We start from the raw sequence: 17,274 nt of genomic DNA on the forward strand, positions 1-17,274 counted from the left end.
CGGATTCAAGTCGGCTATGTTACAATAAGCGGAAAAGAGCGGGGACGGAGATGGATAGATGGCAACAGATACATCCAGTTTATATGTAGAGTATAAGCCGCTGCTGAGCAGCATCGCCTACCGAATGCTGGGGTCGCTCACGGACGCCGAGGATATTGTGCAGGATATTTTTGCGGAGCTGGAAACGATGCAGACCGATCATATTTTAAACATGAAGGCCTATTTGCTTAAAATGGTTACCAACCGGAGCATCAATGTGCTGAAGTCGGCCCGCAAAACACGCGAAGTATATACCGGCCCTTGGCTGCCGGAGCCTGAGACGGCTGATGCAGGTCAAACTCCCGAAACGGCAGCGATCCAAGCCGAATCGGTCTCCTACGCGCTGCTCGTCCTTCTGGAACAGCTGTCGCCGGTAGAGAGAGCCGTCTTCATTCTCCGGGAAACGCTCGATTACGATTATCGGGATATCGCCGAGCTGCTGGACAAAAGCGATGCGAACTGCCGGAAGCTGTACAGCCGGGCGAAGCAAAGGTTAGCACCGCACCGGTTCCGGGGCGGGAGGAGAGAGCGGCCGCCGAGCCGCCGATTGCAGTGCCTGTAGAAAGCACTCGCGTCACTTCCGACCAGGCCAAGCATGCGGAGCTGCTATCCCGCGCTTTTATGGCAGCGGCGAATTCCGGCGATTTCAGGGAATTTGTCGGCATGCTTGCGGATGATGCCCGATTGTACACGGATGGCGGCGGCAAGGTTCGCTCGGCGATCTTCCCGATCATCGGCAGCAATCGCATCCTGGCCTTCCTTCAAGGGATTGCCCCGGGAAATATCAAGCCGGAGAATCAGCTGCTGATCGACGTCAACGGGCAGCCCGGCCTGCGGTTGAACCGTGACGACGAGCTCTTTGCGGTGCTGTCGTTCCAGTTTGACAGCGACTCGCGGCCTGTCCGTATGTTTATGGTCACGAATCCGGATAAACTGAAGCATGTGCCCCCCTAACGGCTTTTTTTGGCAGACATAAAAAGGGTTTCGGAAACAACATGTAGAATATCCCATATGGTTAAAAATTCCAGATGGGAAAGAGGTATGCATTTTGAAATTTGAACAACAAAATTTAAGCCATTCAAGCTTCAATTGCTGCGACCTCAGTGAAACGGAAATTCAATGCTGTAATGGCAGCGGGATGAGCATGACCGATGTGAATTTGACCGGAATGCATATTTCCGATGCGAATTTGAGCGAACTTGCCATTGACGGTGCTCAGTGGGGCGGTGCACATTTTCAATCCATCGGCTACGGAGATCCAAGCCAGCCTGATGCAGAACACAACAAGGATGGCGTCCGTTTTTCAGACTGCAGCTTCCGTAACGGGCGGATCACCGACTGTGATTTTACGAACGCCAATTTTCAAAACTGCGACATATCAGGATTGGTCATCAATGGGATCAATATCGAAGAATTAATCCAAAAGCATGTTCCTGTGGAACAGAGAGAGTAGGATACAGATAAAACCATGAAAGCCACCCCAGGGTCTGGAGTGGCTTTCATCATTATGCCTGCCGTACCACATCATCCGCATCCGTGGAATAAGCGAGTTCTTTCTGCGCGTCAAGCGCGGCCAATCTGTCCAGCAGAGCTTCCCGGATTTGCTCATAGGCATCGCTGCCCAGCGCCATCCGGATCGGACCTTCTCCTTGATCGACGCGGCGGATGATCTGCTGCGCCATTTTATCCGGATCGCCGACAACCATTTGATTGAACATGCTCATATCGATGCCCGGCAGTTCCCCTTTCATCAGGCTGACGAATTGGCCTGCCTCCTTGTCCCGATATGCGTCCATCCGTTCTCCGAATACCGCATTGCTCGTAATGAAATTCGTACGGATTCCGCCCGGCTCCACGATAGTCGTCTTAATATTGAACGGCGCGGCTTCCTTGGCCAGCGCTTCAAAGGCGCCCTCGACCGCCCATTTGGAAGAACAATACAGCCCCATTCCCGGCGTGGAATAATGCCCCGCCATGCTCGATATCTGCACGATGTGCCCGCTGCCCTGTTTGCGGAAAAAAGGCAGGACGGCACGGGCCGCACGCAGTGATCCGAGGACGTTGGTCTTGAACAGATGCTCGATTTGCCTGTCGCTTGCTTCCTCCACTGCGCCGTACAATCCATAGGCTGCGTTATTGACAAACACATCGATCGTGCCGAGTTCCTCCCATGCCCGTTCGATCACCTCAACAATTTGCTGCGGGTTCGTCAGATCCAAATGGGCCTGCCATAATCGGGAACCATATTGAGCTTTCAGATCGTCCAGCACACCCGGCTTGCGCACCGTTACGGCTACACGGTCGCCTCTTTCAAGCAACCGGCGGGTGATGCGCGAAGCCAAGCCTCCTGACGCTCCTGTAATAAACCATGTTTGCATGCGAAATGCCCTCCAATCGCTGTATTCCTCTGTATCATACGAGCAGCGGAAGGGCGCTAGCCACAGCATGTTTATACTATTAACGGGAGTAACAGTCTACGATCATAAGCCGAATGTCCACCTGCAATCCAGGCGAGATAGCTTCTGCTCTATTGAGGCAGCCGGTCTTGTTCCAGCAGAGACATTAACCTCTCCTCCGTGCCTGAACCGGGTACCGGTACGAAGAAACACCAATGTAGGTCCGGGTCGCCGTCAATGACGGCCGCAGAATGGAGCATAAACTCCATTTCCTGACCGTCCGGAAGGCGGAACAAAGCGGTGGTTACACGCTTTTGCTTGATTTCGTAGAGATTCCAGAAGTACTCGAATTCCTCACTTTCCCGTCTCAAGCGTTCAAAACGTTCCATATACAACGGGTTGTCTTGGCTTCGGTCAAAGCTTGCCCGCAGCACCGCCGCTGAGTAGCGGGCGAAGCTTTCCCAGTTCACAAGCCGTTTACGGTAATCCTCCTTGAAAAATATAATGTTCAGCATATATCTTTCATTCTCCGGCATACGGCCGAAGTCGGCGATGACTATTTCTGCGGCGCGATTCCAGGCGATCACATCCGTGCCCGCATCGGTGATGAACGAAGGGTACCACAGCTGATCGACGATTTGCTGCAGCACGCCGGGATCCGGTTCCTCGCTGTTCGAAACGGCGCCGGCGCTTGCCGGGTCCACATGGGCCAAATCGAACAGATGCTTCTGCTCGTCTTCGTCGAGCTGCAGCGCATGGCTGATATTTAACAGCACTTCCGGCGAAGGGTTAGCTTCTCTGCCTTGCTCCAGCCAGGTGTAGTAAGTCACGCTCATATTGGCAAGATACGAGACCTCTTCCCGCCGAAGCCCTGGGGTACGCCTTCTTCCGGGCAGCGGCTGGATTCCCGCTTCAGAAGGCTGCAGCCGTTCCCTGCGCGATTTGATGAAATCCCCCAATGGAGATGAAGAACGATTTGTTTTCATTTTCATGTACGTCACCATCCTTGCGTTTCCAAGTAGGCCGACAGCAGCCATTTAGAACATTGTAATCCTTTCAACCTGTTGATTTCCATCTTCCGCTTCTGAATGGTTTAATTGCATTGCAACAATGGAAGTAAAATGTTTGACGAAGAATCCTTATATTTATATTATTAGAAATATAGAAATAAAGATCAACAATGAAGCCAATATCTGAAAGAAGGTGTGGTAAGGATGAGTCATAAACCTCTATTGGTTATTGTAGGTGCCGGCTCGGGCGTAAGCGCGGGTATAGCCCGCAAATTCGGGAGTAATGGCTTCCGGGTGGTTCTTCTATCGAGAACCGAGACTTCGCTGCAGCGCAGCTTGGAGGATCTTCATCAGGTACATATCGAATCGTATGGAATAACTGCAGATGCTTCAGATCCAGATTCCATCAAAGCAGCCTTTACACAGATCAAAAACTTATATGGAATCACCGATGTTTTGGTATATAATGCGGCGCACATTGCGCCAGGAGATGCGCTATCGTTAACGGAACAGCAGCTGATCGATGATTTGAAAGTAAATACGGTCGGCGCGTTGACCAGCGCGCAGCAAGTCATTCCGGACATGGTCGAACGGAAACAGGGGACGCTCTTTTTCACAGGGGGCGGTATTGCGTTGAACCCGAATCCGCTGTATGCTTCTTTATCCATCGGCAAAGCCGCGGTCCGCTCACTTGCGCTTTCCCTGGCCGAGACACTGGAGCCCCATGGAATTTATGTGGGCCAGGTTCTAATCGCCGATCATATTCAGCAAGGGACATTTTACGATCCGGACCGGATCGCCGATGTATATTGGGAATTGTATACCAATAGAGACCGGAAGGAATATTTATTTAAGGAATAATCATTGACGCTCATTCATGGACAGGGATCGTTTAACAAAAAAAAGGACAGCCGCAGAGCGCTCGTAGCTGTCCTTTATTCACCTCAGTAGTGGTAAGTATAGACCATGCTTATATCATGCTCTTCTCCCATGCACCCCGAATTTCAACGCCGGTTGACTTGGCGGCCCGTTCCAGTACTTCGATTTCAGCATCCGATAATTGGACGTCCATGGCCGACACGGCGCTGGCGATATGGGACGGTTTCGTCACGCCGATAATCGGCACCGTTCCTTTGGCGATTGCCCAGGCAATGGCGATTTCTGCAGGTTCAACATGGTGACGGAGGCTGATTTCTCTCATTACCCCGATCAGATCTTCCAGCTTGGCAAGTACCTTCTCATCAAAGGCGTCTCCTCGGCGGGTCCCTGCTTTAAAAGGATGTTTTGTATCATAATTCCCGGTTAACGCCCCTTGCTCCAGCACCATATAGGAGAAGAAAATCAAATCATTGGCGTTGCAGTATTCAATAATGCCGGCTTCTTCCGAGGAACGGTAGAGCAGACTGTAATGGTTTTGAACGGCTGAGAGCTGAAGCCCCTCTTGAGCCAAAATGTCCGCAGCGAGCTTGATTTCCTCCAAATTATGATTGGATACCCCGGCGTATTTAACTTTTCCGCTCTTCATCAACGGGATCAGCTTAGAGGTCCACCGCTGGACGTCTTTCGGATTGTGGATCCAGTAAATGTCGGCATGATCCCTTTCAAGCCGCTGCAAGCTCCCGGCGAGGAATTCTTCAACAGCCTCGTCCGTCTGCTCGCCGCGGGGCGTGAATTTTGTTGAGATCAGGACGTCATCTCTCCCGCGTATGAACTGACCCAGAATCGTCTCCGAAGCGCCCATGCCGTAAACTGCGGCCGTGTCCCAAAGATTTAATCCGGCATCCATCGCCGCATCAAATACGGGCTTCAGATCCTTGGCAGTCAGGTCATTCCCGAAAACCGCATCTCCTCCATTGGCGCCGTTCCCCCAGGACCAGGTACCGAGGGCTACAGCCGGGATCGTTATGTTTTTTAGCTGAAAAGTTTTCATCGTGTATTTCTCCTTTAACAGTGGGATAGGACAAAGACGATTATCTTTTTCCGGGAAAGCCATGCCGCTTCGCGCTCCATGCGATGATCCAAGCGATCAGCAGCAGAATCAGCAGCACGGCCGGAAACGACTGGACGCCGATGAGCTCCAGCAAGGCTCCGCCGACGATGCCCCCGCCGGCGATGGCCAGATTCCATACGGTCGTATTGATGGGCATCACGATGTCCACGCCTTCTTCGCCGCTTGCATTCGCTTGGGCGGTTTGCAGCAGTGTAGCTGCTCCGCCGAAGGTAAGTCCCCACAATGCGACGGCGGCATAGACGACCGGTACCGATGTGCCGCCAACCCATAATGCGGCCGAAACCAACGCAAAACCAAGCAGACTGAGCAGCGTCAACAGGCGCAGCTTGCGGTCGATGAGCAAACCGACGATCCAGATAGAAACAATCGCCGCGAGACCAAAGATCAGAAGGACCAGATCAACGCGGCTGCCCAGCCCGGCACGCTCGAGAAACGGCGCAATATACGTATACAAGATATTATGGGCCAACATCCAGGTGAGTACCACCATGAGAATGGGGCGGATGCCGGGCAATACAAACACTTGACCCATCGTCATGCGCTCGTTTGCGGGCTGCCCGGGATAATCCGGCACCTTCCACAGCACCCAAACTATGAGAACAAGGGTCAGAAGGGACATAAACCCAAATACGGCCCGCCAGCCGATCAGGTCGCCGAGCAAGGTTCCTGCCGGTACACCGAAGGTAAGAGCAATCGGCGTTCCTACCATGGCGACTGCCAAGGCGCGGCCTTTTAAGGCATTCGGTACCATCCGCCGCGCGTACCCGGCGATCATGCCCCACGCCGCACCGGCGGCCACACCGGCAAAAAAACGGGCTACAAGCGTCAGGGCATAACTGCTCGAAATAGCGGTAATGGTGTTGAATACCAAAAATCCGGCAATAATGGCGAGCAACAGCGGACGCCGTCTCATCCCGGCGGTGAACATGGCAAACGGAATGGCTGCCACAAGCGAGCCGATGGCATACAGGGTGACGAGCTGACCCGCCATTCCTTTGGAAATATTTAGCCCTTCCACGATGTGCGGCAGCAGCCCGGCCGGAATGGTTTCCGTGAGAATACAGACAAAACCGGTCATGGCAAGCGCCAGCAGCGCCAGCCAGGGAAGCCTGGCTGGGACGGATGCCGGCTGGACCACTTCCGTGGAAGATGACATATGGGACAAGTGAGTGACCTCCTTCGAATGGTAACCTAATTTCCGGATCGATCATTCCATATACTAAGTTCAGCCCGGCTGACTTGTCAAGAACTTCTGGATCGATTAGTATAAAATTCATGAAGGGGGTAATCGTATGCCACGGACAGGACGCCCCCGTGCGTTTAATCGGGACGAAGCCGTACTTGCCGCGATGTTTCTGTTCTGGGAGCACGGCTTTGAATCCACTTCGCTGGCCCAATTGCGCGCGGCGATGGGGCATATATCCGCTGCTAGCTTTTATGCGGCGTTTGAATCGAAAGAGGCGCTGTTTCGCGAGACGGTGGACCGGTATAAAGCAACTTACGGCCGGGTGATGGAGAGCTTTCATGATCAACGTTTGGCACCGAAAGCCGCCATCGAACAAGGGCTGCGCCGCTCGGCGCGTATGCAGACCGAAGGCTCTCATCCACTGGGCTGTTTGGTGGTGTTATCCGGTATAAGCTGTTCGCCCGAGAACCAGCATATCCAAGAAATGCTGGCCAAGGAGCGGGAAAAAAACCGGGACGGGATTAAGGACTGCATCGAACGGGCAGTTGCCAATGGTGAGTTGCCCGATACAGTCGATGTTCCCATGCTGGTGACTTTGTTCAACACCTTTCTCCTTGGCATATCGACGCAGGCGAGAGACGGTATCCCGTTCAAACAAATTGATGCAGCGATCACTCAGTTGATGAGCATCTGGGATACCCTGTCTCGAACAAACGGATGACAAGGAATACAAATCGTCTGATGAAAGCAGCGGGGGAGAGAACATGAACAAAACGGAACGGCAGCTCGCCATTACGCTGGAGCTGCAGCGAAACAAGCTGGTCAGAGCAGAGGATTTGGCGGCCCGGTTCGAGACGAGTGTCCGGACGATCTACCGTGATATTCAGGCACTAAGCGAAGCGGGGGTTCCAATCGCCGGGGCTCCCGGGCAGGGCTATTCCCTGATGGAGGGCTATTTCCTGCCTCCGGTCAGCTTCACGGCGGAAGAGGCCGTGGCCCTGCTGATGGGAGCGGACTTTATCGAGCAAAGACTGGATGCGGACTACAGCCCGGTGGCGGAGGCAGCCAAGCGCAAAATTGAAGCGATTCTGCCGGAACCGGTACGCGCTGAGTCGATGCGAGTGCGGGAAACGATGCGCCTTCTCCAAGCCGGCGAGCCGGTAACCAGCCGGAAGGAAAAGGACTATCTCGGACAAATTCGGCGTGCGATCCTGGAGCGCCGCAAAATCAGGTTCGCGTATTTAAAAAAATACCCGGAAACGGACGGGAGCCGGATGAACATAAGGGAGGCGGCTCCATACGGACTGACGCTCGTTCAGGGGAATTGGACATTGGTCGCGCACTGCGACCTGCGGCAGGATATCCGCCATTTCCGATTGTCGCGGATGACGGAGCTTGCCGTGCTCGAGGAGGGCTTTGCCATGCCGGCCGGATTCGATTTGAAGCGTTACCAGCCGCCTGACGACCGCAACTTACGGGTGGTGGTTCGGGCGAATCCGGATATCGCCGACAAAATCGCCGAGGCCACGCATTTTTATATGGAGGAAATGGAAGAACGGGAGGACGGACTGCGGGTCACCTTTCGCGTGCGTCAGCCGGAGGAGCTGCTCCCCTATATCCTCGGTTGGGGCGGGGCGGTTGTCGTGCTGGAGCCGGAATCCTTCCGCCGCCAAATTCAGATCGAGGCCGAAAACATATTAAACCGCTACTGACACGCTGTTGTCAGGAGCGGTTTTTTATAATGGGAGAAAATCCATAAATAAAGAGGAGTTGTTCCCATGTTGAAAAGCACAGCGAACGCATTGCAGGATTTGGAGACGTCGGTAGAACGGTATTTGATGGAACTGGAAAACTTTGATATGGAGCAGTTGCTGATAAAAACGAACGAGGAAGAATGGTCGATTGGGCAGATGTATATGCATTTGATTCAAACGGCGCAGTTCATGCATCTTCGGCATGTCGATAGCTGTCTGGACGGCAACGGGGCGGCACTCGCCACCGCGGAGGACAAAACAGAAGCTGGCAGGAAGGTATACGAGCTGGGTAGCTTTCCGCCAGTCCGGGTCCGAGTCCCTGCTTCACCGCAGTATACCCCGCAGCAGCCGGAGAGCAAGGAGCAGATTATCGAAGGGCTCCGGAGCGTAGTGGAACGGATGAAGCGGACGGAGCCTGCTTTGAGTCAGGACCCTGAACAATATAAGATCCCGCATCCGCGTTTTGGTCCTTTAACCGCCACGGAATGGTTTTTGCTGGTTGAGATGCATTATCGGCACCATTTTATGCAGCTGGAGCGGTTGAAAAGCGAGTTAAGCCTGGTTTAGCCCGTTAGCGTTGCCGCCTGTCCCCCGAAGCTTGCCCATTCAGTTAAAAAATATCATCTTTCGGGCAGTTAAGTATGATGTTGTACTTAACACCTTAATGGGTGTGTTATGATTGATAAATCATGAACTCTGGAATTGGGGGTCATAAAATTATGAAAATACGAAAATTAAATGTCACTGAAAATCCACCATTTGAACTATTATTATTAGCGGACCCATCGCAGAAGCTTGTTGAAGGCTATCTCCAAAGAGGACATTGCTTTATCGGCTCACTGGATGATCAAATCATAGGTGTCTACGTTTTATTACCAACACGACCCGATACAGTTGAATTAGTAAATGTAGCAGTTGATGAAGAGCATCAAGGCAAAGGGATTGGAAAACAACTCGTAAAGCATGCAATACAAATGGCCACAGAACTCGGATTTAAAACGATTGAAGTCGGCACCGGGAACTCCGGCGTCGGGCAACTTGCCCTTTACCAGAAATGCGGCTTTAGAATAACAGGAGTAGACAGAGACTTTTTTGTTAGACATTACGATGAAGAAATATTTGAAAATGGTATACAAGTTATAGATATGGTGCGGCTATCGCAAGACTTGTAATTGAAAGAATACTGAATTAACCGAGAACGACAGCTCAATTTAGAAACGAAGGCAGCCGATCAGATGATCGGCTGCCGTTGCTTTCTTCAACCGAGCCACGATCTCATTCGATAAAAAGGCTTCTCCCAATAAGGGGAAGCCTTTTTTCAACGGGTCAGCGCGGCGCATAACAAGCTTCCGGTATCCAATGCTCCATCAGGTTAGCTTTGCTGCTGCACGCCTTTAAGCCACACCGCTTCGATCGACAGGGTATCCGAGATATGACTTGTCGGGTCGCCATTCACCAGAATAAGATCTGCGCGCGAACCTGCAGCAATCCGTCCACGATCGTGAAGCCCGAAGCGGCGGGCCGGTTTCGAGGTGGCGGATTGAAGCGCTTCGATCGGAGTGAACCCGGCCTGAACGAGCAGCTGCATTTCATGATGGACGCTGGCACCGTGCACAAGGCCGCCGAGATTCTGAACGGGAACAGGGGAGACATCCGTTCCAACCAGAATGTCCACGCCGGCCCGATGAAGATCCATCACGTTCTTAAAGCTGTTCTCCATATCGCCTTGCGGAAACGTATTGAAGCTGGAGTTCAGAATATCGATCCATTCCGGACTTAATTTGGAATGCACCCGCGGATCATTGGCCAAATCGGATGCCGGATTTCCAAGGATGGACGAGTTCAATACGAGGCACGGCGTTACAAACGCGCCAGAATCGGCAATAGATTGGACCAAATCGGGCGTGAGTTCAGGTCTGTCGATAAACAGGTGGCCCAATCCGTCCACTCCGAGAGCGATGGCGGTCTGCGAAGAACGAGCCGTCAGGACGTGGGCGATGACGATTTTATCAAACTTGTGAGCCTCTTCAACGGCAGCTTTAAGAATTTCGTCGCTTAGCACAGGCAGGCCGGGGGCACCCATGACCGTGCCTTCTTCAATCATGATTTTAATATAGTCCGCCGCCATTCTCCACTTGGGTATGCACGTGTTTGATCGCTTCTTCCACCGTCGTCACCTGGGGCACTTCTTCGTGATCGTGGGCGTAAGCCGCCAGCATCGCTTCCCGGTCTTCCTTCGATAACTTCTCCAATTCCTTTAACACGAACTCGGGGATCTCGTCCCCATCGGGCAGCAATTCATCCGGATGACCGCCCGGAGCGGTGATCGCGGTTCCGGCGGAACGGACATCGGCTGCGCCTTCCACATTTTTCAGCTGAATCGCCCGTCCTCTTTCCGTAAAATCTCCGTTCATTTCGAGTTCGGTCGTCACACCGAATTTTACAGCATCCCGTAATCCTCCAATGGAAGTGTGGACATGGGCATCAATCAAGCCCGGCAATAATGTCGCATGGTTTGCATCCACGATGACTGCATCCTCCGGAACGTCAGTGCCCACGGCAATGATGGTCTCCCCTTGAATGAGCACATTTCTTGCCTCAATCACTTGTTCCCCATCGAAAATCCGTGCATTTATAATGGCTGTAACCTTGTCCAGCGTATTCTTCATTTCGTTATTCCTCCTTGGATGTGTGCTTAATAACAATTCGGAGTATAACAGTTAGTTTTCTAACAGTCAATAAACTAATATTTAAATTGACAAGCTTCCGGAATCCCCGTATAGTTTAAATGTTAAAAGTTAGACTCCTAACATTTTGAGGAGGGACGGTTATGAAACCTCGCAAGGATACACTCTATCTGGACTTGTTTCAGATTATCGGCCTGAAGTTGAAGAAAAAGGCGGATGAAAGCATTAAAGAGCTTGGATTAAACGCGCAGCAAGGCAAAGTCCTTGATTATATTCATAAAAACCAGGATAAAAATATCATTCAAAGGGATTTAGCCGATCGGTTCCATTTGCAGGGGGCCAGCATAACAAGCATGCTCCAAGGCCTCGAGAAAAAAGGATATATTGAGCGGAAAATTCCGGCCAATAATGAACGGCAGAAAAACATCTATGTTTTGCCAAAGGCCGTTGAATTGATTGATGCCTTTAACGAATCCTTTCAGAAGGTTGAGGATGAAATCGTTCAGACGCTGACCGAAGAGGAGAAGCAGCTGTTAAAGGGACTGCTGGTCAAAATTAATGAACGCTTATAATCCGTTTGCGAGAACCAATCGGACAGCCAAAAAAGACGATCATCCCCTTTAAAGGGCGATCGTCTTTTGGTGCTGGATGCGCGTTTAAAAACCGAAATCGAGGGAGCTGCCCGTCTCGGCGATGGACTTGATGTTGCTTAGAATCATCCACCAGAACTTCTCGGTTTTCAGGAACAAAGGGTTGCTGTCGGTCCATTGATCATTGATGAGGTGCAGCTTGGTGCACGATCCCACCGGCTCTAACCGGATCGTTACCCGGCTCTGCATCGTCTCGTGTTCGGCGAAGTGGGAGGGGCCAGGATGGTCGGTGTAGCTGAGTACACTGTATTTTTCATAGGCCAAAATTTCTCCGTAAATGTGCACCGTGTTTTCCCCGTCAGGCCCAGGGCCGACGAACCGGATCGGGTCGCCTGCCTGCAGACTCGATTGAATGACGCCTCCCATAAAAGCGCGGGATGATTTCTCAGGGTTGAACAGCACGTCCCAAACGTCTTCAGGGCTGGCTCCAATGTAGAAGGTGTACTCTAACTGCATGTCGAATCCTCCTTGAAACAAAAATATTTACGTTGTATACATGTAACGTACCATTTCCGTCCTTTAGGTTTCTTGTAAAAACGCGCCATTAGGGGGAATTCGATGCATCATCAGGTGAACCCTAACCGAGGGATATTGCATTTTGACCCGGCACAAACGAACGTCAGAATTACACGTCATCTGCCATCAGAACAGCTTCGGCATTTGATCCAGCATTACTGGTTCGTCGAATGGAATTTAGAGGGGCAGCCGCCGTATACGCAGGAGGTTTTGCAGCATCCCGGGGTCAACATCGTGTTTGAACAAGGAAGTTCGTACGTCTGCGGAATCGAAAGCAGGAAAGCGGCTTATACGCTGCAGGGAAAGGGGATGATTGTAGGAATTCTTTATCGGCCAGGGGCCTTTTACGGTTATTCGTCAGAGCCTATGTCGGAACTGGTGGACCGTAAAGTGGATATCACCAGGTATTTTCCGTTTGATGCGGAAGCTGCAGAGAAGGGGATATTTGCTTCGAGCCGTCTGGAAGAGAAGGTTGCTTTTATTGAAGGACTGCTGTCCAGTAACATTCCGGAGCCGGATGAAAAAGTGGACGAGCTGAACAAGATCGTCAGTGCGATCATGGAGGATCGTTCGTTGACCAGCGTAGATTTGTTGGTGAACCGGTTCAACGCATCCAAACGCACGCTGCAGCGCATGTTTAAACAGTACTTAGGGGTAAGCCCCAAATGGGTCATTCAGCGATACCGCATGCACGAGGCCAGCGACGCGATTGAAAATGGAGCCGATATCACGACGGTAGCCTTGGAGCTCGGTTATTTTGACCAAGCGCATTTCAGCAAAGATTTTAAGGCGATCGTAGGGGCGTCTCCTCATGCCTACCGGCGGGGGGATTAAGATAGTCCATTTTATTTAAAGATTTTGAAATATCATTGAACAGGCTGTTCAGCCTGCAAACGTAAAACGCCGGCAAGACGTTGTCTTGATCGGCGTTTTTGTGAATATAAGAAAGTATGCGCTTCGGTGGCTTGGGTTTTTATTGCATGAAGTCAGCAAAATCGGGAATGCTCGGATTCGCGATATAGTGCCCGCCTTCGACCTGAATGGTCTGGCCTGTAATGAATTTCGATTCATCCGAAGCCAGGAATAGGACAGTGTATCCGATATCGTCCGGTTCTCCGTGGTACGGGAGCTTGTTGTACTTGGCGAAAATGTCCAGCACTTGCGGCGGCATATTGTTTTTAGCGGCTGGAGTGAGGATTAAGCCAGGTGCAACCGCATTGCAGCGGATGCCTGAGGCGCCGTATTGGGTGGCGATATATCTCGTCAGATTCACGACCGCGGCTTTGGAAGCACCGTATGTCGAACGAATGGAATCGCCCGTAAAGCCTGCCATAGATGCCGTATTGATGATGGATCCGCCGCCCGCCTCGATCATATGGGGGATCGCGAAGCGGCTGCCGAGCAGCACGCTTTTCAGATTGACATTCATGAGCCGGTCCCACTCCAACAAATCCATGTTCACGACATCCAAATCCTTCTGAAGATTGGTTAAGCCTACATTATTGAACAGCACCGTAATTGTGCCAAAATGCTTGACGGTAAACTCGACAGCTTCCCGGATCGAGCTCTCGTCGCCTGCATCGAGGAACAGGCCGCAGGCTTCTCCGCCTTGTGCGTTGATCTCAGCAGCTGCCTGCTGCGCTCCTTCCGCATTGAAATCCGCAATCACCACTTTGGCTCCCTCTTTAGCCAACAGTCTTGCGGAGGACAACCCAATTCCTGAAGCTCCTCCCGTTACAAGGGCAACTTTTCCTTCTACTCTTGCCATATGAAATGAACACCCGCCTTTTTGTTTAGAACATTAATATTTAGACATCTAAATAATATCAAAGTTTATTGGGGTAGGCAAGTTAGGGGGGGCGTGGTTCTGGCAAGTTATTACTAATTATTAAAAAATAGTAAATCAGTTTTTGGTTTGCTCTGTTAACATGATTCGTAGACAACCGGAAAGGGGCTTTAGGATTGAAAAAGGGAATAGGATTTGCTGCATGGTTATTGTCTGCCGCTTTTGTGTTTTCAGGATGCGCCTCGGACAAGCCGGCGAGCAGTTCACAAGATGTCAAACAGTCCGCAACTTCTTCGATTGAAAAAGTGCAAGAGCCATCCAAGCTGCTCAGTGCTTCTGAAAATGGAGAGGTAAAGCTTTTTGAAACAACAGATGGAGTCATTGTAGACGTTAACGGCAGCCAAAAGAAATTCGATTGGAACATACTTAAAGGTGTTTCTAATCCACAGGTGTCCTATGTTGATCTGACAGGTGATGGCAAAGAAGAAGCGGTCATCATTCTGGTTACTGGACATGGTACTGAATTAGATACGAATGAAGCCCACATTTTAAACGGGGAAAACCTTGCGGAAATAAAGATACAACGTGTTGAGGAAATTCTTGCGGGTATAGAAACCGAGGTCAACCAAAAGGGGGATGAGCTCCTAATTAAGACCAAAGCTCAAGGGAAAGAATACAAATTCAGTAAAAAAGTCAGCGATTTAAAGTTAGTTAATCCAGATGATCAATTTGAAAACAGACTTTACTTTGGTAATGTCATTCTAAACAATGTAAAGGATCAGAAACTGACCGTTGATATAGTCGGATACGTTAGACCCATTGATGGCGTGCTTCCAGACTACGTATGCAATGTTCATGTAACGTATAAATATGATCAAGCCTTAAATGAGTTTGCTGCAGATCAAATACAAATTACCTCTGAATAAATAAAGAAGAAGCTGGCCCGAACTGGTCAGCTTCTTCTTGGCGTCGTACTTTACATCAAGTTATTTCTATAGTGCAGCTATTAAATCGCCCTGATCGCATCCATTAATAATAACGTCGCTTTGCCCAAGAGGTGTTTATCTTTATAAACGATGCCAAGCGGAACGATAGGGTGGATGTCGGAAAATGGACGGATGACCAAAGAACCCTCCAGTTCGAGTCCGCTGTACATCGGAACGACCCCCACGCTGGATGCTTCCTTAAGCATTTGCTGAATGACAAAGAAACTTCCTACCTCCATACAGGAAAAAGGATGGGGTTCCGTTTGGCTCACCGCCCTCTCCCACAGCTTCCGATAGATACAAGTCGGTTCTTTGACCAGAACCGTAAGTCCCGCGAGGTCGCTTACCGCAATCTCATCCCGTCTGGCAAGCGGATGATCCACATGCATCATCACCCCGAGTTGATCCTCGAACAGCGGTTCAAAATCCAGCATGAATTTCGCCGACGGAACCGAGCATATCCCAAAGTCCAGTTCGCCGGACCTAACCCTGTCCGCAATCGGCTGGCTGCCGCTCACTTCCATCGTTAACTGCACTTTCGGATGCAGCCTGCAAAAATCGGCAACGACCGCCGCCAATCTTTGGCTTGCGATGGGTTCGATCGCGGCAAAACGGACGGTCCCTCCTTCTCCCGAGGCGATTTCGGAGACGGTCTGCCTGATGGATTGGACGGACTTCAGCAAAGTCCCGGCTTCTTGATGGAGCCACCGGCCAGCCTCGGTGACGATCACACGTTTGCCATCCCGAATAAATAAAGAAACACCCAGATCGGCTTCCAAACGCTGGATCTGAAGGGTTACCGTAGAAGGTGCATACTGAAGCTCCTCGGCAGCTTTCTGGAAGTGTCCGAGACGTACGCAGGCTTCGAACGTTTTTAAGGCTCGCAAATCCATCTTCGTCCCCTCCTTAGTTTAAGATAATTAAACAATTCATTCATATAATTCAATTTTACAAAATAATCGCGCTCTTTTAAACTAATTTCAAACCAAACAATGGAAGGAAAATCAACGATGGGCCAAAAATCGGCATGGAACGGGATCACTTTGTGGGCATCGCTGTTATTTGTCGTGATCCTCGGTTTTTCCCGGCTCTCTTACGGCATGTTTCTACCGGGAATTCAGCGGGAAATCGGGGGGAGCTACAGTCAATTGGGTATGTTGGGGACGATCAATTTTATCGGTTACTTGGCGGGTACCTTGTGCCTGCCTCCATTGATCTCGCGGTTTCCGGACCGGAAGCATGGCATCAATCGAATGACATGCTTTTTGCTCGGATTGGCCATGATCGGCTCGGCATTCAGCGATCATTTGGCCCAACTCGGTTTATGGCGTTTTGCCATAGGATTTCTATCAGCTCTCGCCACGGTACTCGTCTTGTCTATTGCAATGGACGCCGTTCGACCGGCTGAGCAGGGAGCGGCTTCGGGTTTGATTTGGCTGGGCGGCTCCGCCGGCATTCTGCTCACGGGTTTATCCGCACCCCTTACGATTGACCCGTCCCATTTGCAGGGGTGGCGGTATGCTTGGGCAGCCATGGGCGTATTCGGCATTGCGGCGGCGTTCGGTTTTGCGGTGGTCACGAGCAAGCGGAGACAGGGAAGTTCATCGTCCCAGGCAGAAGTGAAAACCCCGGATCAACAACGCGTCAAAGTTTACCGGCTTCTATTCAGCCCCGAGAAGCTCTTGTTCTTAATCGGTTCTTATTTTTTCTTTGGTGCGGGATACATTATTTACTTCACGTATCTCATCCCTTATCTGGTAAGCAGGGGCATACCGGCCCTCTTCGCCGGGTTGATCTGGTCCGGTATCGGCTTGGCGGGCATGTTTAACGGCTGGGTTGGCGGCAGGGCCATCGACCGGTGGCCGAGCGGGTATACACTGGCGGCGGGGCTGTCCTTGGGAACCGTCGGGGTGCTCGGCATAACGACCGGTAATTTGTTCTTTACCGCACTAGGCGCGATGATGATCGGGCTTGTTTCTTTTATTACTCCGCCGCTGATGACGACTTCGCTGCTTCGGCGCCACGTTCCACATCGCGCCTATGCGGCATGCCTCAGCATCGCCACCGCCTTTTTCGCGGCAGGACAAATGATGGGACCCATCGTCGGCGGGGTAGGAGTGCAGCAGTACGGTTTGCAATTCGGCGCGGCGTCAGGTGCGATCTTTATGGGAATTTCCGCCGGGTTGGCGGGCTTGTATGGACAGAAGCAGCGAAAAACGAAAACACGCGACCTGCATCTTGGCGCCTGAATCG

The 17,274-nt window shown here is 51.3% G+C and carries 19 protein-coding genes and 1 pseudogene; 12 read left to right on the plus strand and 8 right to left on the minus strand.

What is annotated here, in order from left to right; all coding sequences use genetic code 11:
- Positions 1 to 58: 58 nt before the first annotated feature.
- The 3 genes from ABID47_RS25105 (at position 59) to ABID47_RS25115 (ending at position 1,492) form a co-directional block, all read left to right on the plus strand.
- Positions 59 to 601: a sigma-70 family RNA polymerase sigma factor gene (locus ABID47_RS25105; protein ID WP_354500824.1), complete on the plus strand. Its 543-nt coding sequence runs from the start codon at positions 59 to 61 to the stop codon at positions 599 to 601.
- A complete protein-coding gene (locus ABID47_RS25110) occupies positions 592 to 993 on the plus strand; it encodes a sigma-70 family RNA polymerase sigma factor family protein (protein ID WP_354500826.1) in 402 nt (133 codons plus the stop codon). The genes ABID47_RS25105 and ABID47_RS25110 overlap by 10 nt, the downstream gene beginning before the upstream one ends.
- Before the next feature lie 94 nt (positions 994 to 1,087).
- A complete protein-coding gene (locus tag ABID47_RS25115; RefSeq protein WP_354500828.1) occupies positions 1,088 to 1,492 on the plus strand; it encodes a pentapeptide repeat-containing protein in 405 nt (134 codons plus the stop codon).
- Between the two features lie 52 nt (positions 1,493 to 1,544).
- On the opposite strand, the gene ABID47_RS25120 is transcribed toward ABID47_RS25115, so the two are convergent.
- Together ABID47_RS25120 and ABID47_RS25125 are read right to left on the minus strand one after the other, a co-directional pair.
- Complete coding sequence (locus tag ABID47_RS25120; protein WP_354500830.1) at positions 1,545 to 2,417, minus strand: SDR family oxidoreductase; 873 nt, start codon at positions 2,415 to 2,417, stop codon at positions 1,545 to 1,547.
- Between the two features lie 149 nt (positions 2,418 to 2,566).
- Complete coding sequence (locus ABID47_RS25125) at positions 2,567 to 3,421, minus strand: helix-turn-helix transcriptional regulator (RefSeq protein WP_354501222.1); 855 nt, start codon at positions 3,419 to 3,421, stop codon at positions 2,567 to 2,569.
- Between the two features lie 228 nt (positions 3,422 to 3,649).
- Here ABID47_RS25125 and ABID47_RS25130 point away from each other — a divergent pair, with 228 nt between their 5' ends.
- Positions 3,650 to 4,306 (plus strand): SDR family NAD(P)-dependent oxidoreductase, encoded by a 657-nt coding sequence (locus ABID47_RS25130; RefSeq protein WP_354500832.1) that lies wholly within the window; start codon positions 3,650 to 3,652, stop codon positions 4,304 to 4,306.
- A 109-nt stretch (positions 4,307 to 4,415) separates the two neighbouring features.
- Here the strand turns inward: ABID47_RS25130 and ABID47_RS25135 are convergent, their stop codons facing one another.
- Both ABID47_RS25135 and ABID47_RS25140 read right to left on the minus strand, forming a co-directional pair.
- Complete coding sequence (locus ABID47_RS25135; protein ID WP_354500834.1) at positions 4,416 to 5,375, minus strand: aldo/keto reductase; 960 nt, start codon at positions 5,373 to 5,375, stop codon at positions 4,416 to 4,418.
- 40 nt (positions 5,376 to 5,415) lie between these two features.
- A complete protein-coding gene (locus tag ABID47_RS25140) occupies positions 5,416 to 6,612 on the minus strand; it encodes an MFS transporter (protein ID WP_354501224.1) in 1,197 nt (398 codons plus the stop codon).
- Positions 6,613 to 6,748: 136 nt separating this feature from the next.
- Here ABID47_RS25140 and ABID47_RS25145 point away from each other — a divergent pair, with 136 nt between their 5' ends.
- The 4 genes from ABID47_RS25145 to ABID47_RS25160 all read left to right on the plus strand — a co-directional run bounded on the left by ABID47_RS25145 (position 6,749) and on the right by ABID47_RS25160 (position 9,568).
- Positions 6,749 to 7,363 carry a TetR/AcrR family transcriptional regulator gene (locus ABID47_RS25145; RefSeq protein ID WP_354500836.1) on the plus strand — a complete coding sequence of 205 codons (615 nt, stop codon included), beginning with the start codon at positions 6,749 to 6,751 and terminating at the stop codon, positions 7,361 to 7,363.
- A 43-nt stretch (positions 7,364 to 7,406) separates the two neighbouring features.
- Positions 7,407 to 8,354, plus strand: coding sequence for a helix-turn-helix transcriptional regulator (locus ABID47_RS25150; protein ID WP_354500838.1), 948 nt, complete (start codon positions 7,407 to 7,409; stop codon positions 8,352 to 8,354).
- 66 nt (positions 8,355 to 8,420) lie between these two features.
- The gene (locus ABID47_RS25155; RefSeq protein WP_354500840.1) at positions 8,421 to 8,963 is read left to right on the plus strand and encodes a DinB family protein; all 543 of its coding nucleotides are present in this window, start codon (positions 8,421 to 8,423) and stop codon (positions 8,961 to 8,963) included.
- 152 nt (positions 8,964 to 9,115) lie between these two features.
- On the plus strand, positions 9,116 to 9,568 hold the full coding sequence (locus tag ABID47_RS25160) for a GNAT family N-acetyltransferase (protein ID WP_354500842.1): 453 nt from the start codon (positions 9,116 to 9,118) through the stop codon (positions 9,566 to 9,568).
- Positions 9,569 to 9,768: 200 nt separating this feature from the next.
- Here the strand turns inward: ABID47_RS25160 and ABID47_RS25165 are convergent.
- Positions 9,769 to 11,065: pseudogene (locus ABID47_RS25165) on the minus strand (amidohydrolase family protein).
- 161 nt (positions 11,066 to 11,226) lie between these two features.
- Here ABID47_RS25165 and ABID47_RS25170 point away from each other — a divergent pair.
- On the plus strand, positions 11,227 to 11,655 hold the full coding sequence (locus tag ABID47_RS25170; RefSeq protein ID WP_354500844.1) for a MarR family winged helix-turn-helix transcriptional regulator: 429 nt from the start codon (positions 11,227 to 11,229) through the stop codon (positions 11,653 to 11,655).
- An 84-nt stretch (positions 11,656 to 11,739) separates the two neighbouring features.
- On the opposite strand, the gene ABID47_RS25175 is transcribed toward ABID47_RS25170, so the two are convergent.
- Complete coding sequence (locus ABID47_RS25175; protein ID WP_354500846.1) at positions 11,740 to 12,189, minus strand: SRPBCC domain-containing protein; 450 nt, start codon at positions 12,187 to 12,189, stop codon at positions 11,740 to 11,742.
- A 102-nt stretch (positions 12,190 to 12,291) separates the two neighbouring features.
- On the opposite strand from ABID47_RS25175, the gene ABID47_RS25180 reads away from it, so the two are divergent.
- Positions 12,292 to 13,083, plus strand: a complete 792-nt coding sequence (locus ABID47_RS25180; protein ID WP_354500848.1) for an AraC family transcriptional regulator — start codon at positions 12,292 to 12,294, stop codon at positions 13,081 to 13,083.
- A gap of 139 nt (positions 13,084 to 13,222) precedes the next feature.
- Here the strand turns inward: ABID47_RS25180 and ABID47_RS25185 are convergent, their stop codons facing one another.
- Entirely contained in the window at positions 13,223 to 14,017 is a 795-nt protein-coding gene (locus tag ABID47_RS25185) for an SDR family NAD(P)-dependent oxidoreductase (protein WP_354500850.1), read from the minus strand.
- Positions 14,018 to 14,211: 194 nt separating this feature from the next.
- On the opposite strand from ABID47_RS25185, the gene ABID47_RS25190 reads away from it, so the two are divergent.
- The gene (locus ABID47_RS25190; RefSeq protein ID WP_354500852.1) at positions 14,212 to 14,961 is read left to right on the plus strand and encodes a hypothetical protein; all 750 of its coding nucleotides are present in this window, start codon (positions 14,212 to 14,214) and stop codon (positions 14,959 to 14,961) included.
- A gap of 80 nt (positions 14,962 to 15,041) precedes the next feature.
- Here ABID47_RS25190 and ABID47_RS25195 read toward each other — a convergent pair whose 3' ends face one another.
- On the minus strand, positions 15,042 to 15,914 hold the full coding sequence (locus ABID47_RS25195) for a LysR family transcriptional regulator (RefSeq protein WP_354500853.1): 873 nt from the start codon (positions 15,912 to 15,914) through the stop codon (positions 15,042 to 15,044).
- A gap of 117 nt (positions 15,915 to 16,031) precedes the next feature.
- Between ABID47_RS25195 and ABID47_RS25200 the strand changes: the two genes are divergently transcribed.
- Positions 16,032 to 17,270 carry a YbfB/YjiJ family MFS transporter gene (locus tag ABID47_RS25200; protein WP_354500855.1) on the plus strand — a complete coding sequence of 413 codons (1,239 nt, stop codon included), beginning with the start codon at positions 16,032 to 16,034 and terminating at the stop codon, positions 17,268 to 17,270.
- Positions 17,271 to 17,274 lie beyond the last annotated feature (4 nt).

The sequence above is a fragment of the Paenibacillus favisporus genome, from assembly GCF_040545415.1.
Taxonomy (GTDB): domain Bacteria; phylum Bacillota; class Bacilli; order Paenibacillales; family Paenibacillaceae; genus Paenibacillus_AQ; species Paenibacillus_AQ favisporus.

Coding starts and splice junctions, on each gene's coding strand:
- ABID47_RS25105 (WP_354500824.1), top strand. CDS start 59: ATGGCAACAGATACATCCAGTTTATATGTAGAGTATAAGCCGCTGCTG.
- ABID47_RS25120 (WP_354500830.1), bottom strand. CDS start 2,417: ATGCAAACATGGTTTATTACAGGAGCGTCAGGAGGCTTGGCTTCGCGC.
- ABID47_RS25125 (WP_354501222.1), bottom strand. CDS start 3,421: ATGAAAACAAATCGTTCTTCATCTCCATTGGGGGATTTCATCAAATCG.
- ABID47_RS25130 (WP_354500832.1), top strand. CDS start 3,650: ATGAGTCATAAACCTCTATTGGTTATTGTAGGTGCCGGCTCGGGCGTA.
- ABID47_RS25135 (WP_354500834.1), bottom strand. CDS start 5,375: ATGAAAACTTTTCAGCTAAAAAACATAACGATCCCGGCTGTAGCCCTC.
- ABID47_RS25140 (WP_354501224.1), bottom strand. CDS start 6,612: ATGTCATCTTCCACGGAAGTGGTCCAGCCGGCATCCGTCCCAGCCAGG.
- ABID47_RS25145 (WP_354500836.1), top strand. CDS start 6,749: ATGCCACGGACAGGACGCCCCCGTGCGTTTAATCGGGACGAAGCCGTA.
- ABID47_RS25150 (WP_354500838.1), top strand. CDS start 7,407: ATGAACAAAACGGAACGGCAGCTCGCCATTACGCTGGAGCTGCAGCGA.
- ABID47_RS25155 (WP_354500840.1), top strand. CDS start 8,421: ATGTTGAAAAGCACAGCGAACGCATTGCAGGATTTGGAGACGTCGGTA.
- ABID47_RS25160 (WP_354500842.1), top strand. CDS start 9,116: ATGAAAATACGAAAATTAAATGTCACTGAAAATCCACCATTTGAACTA.
- ABID47_RS25170 (WP_354500844.1), top strand. CDS start 11,227: ATGAAACCTCGCAAGGATACACTCTATCTGGACTTGTTTCAGATTATC.
- ABID47_RS25175 (WP_354500846.1), bottom strand. CDS start 12,189: ATGCAGTTAGAGTACACCTTCTACATTGGAGCCAGCCCTGAAGACGTT.
- ABID47_RS25180 (WP_354500848.1), top strand. CDS start 12,292: ATGCATCATCAGGTGAACCCTAACCGAGGGATATTGCATTTTGACCCG.
- ABID47_RS25185 (WP_354500850.1), bottom strand. CDS start 14,017: ATGGCAAGAGTAGAAGGAAAAGTTGCCCTTGTAACGGGAGGAGCTTCA.
- ABID47_RS25195 (WP_354500853.1), bottom strand. CDS start 15,914: ATGGATTTGCGAGCCTTAAAAACGTTCGAAGCCTGCGTACGTCTCGGA.
- ABID47_RS25200 (WP_354500855.1), top strand. CDS start 16,032: ATGGGCCAAAAATCGGCATGGAACGGGATCACTTTGTGGGCATCGCTG.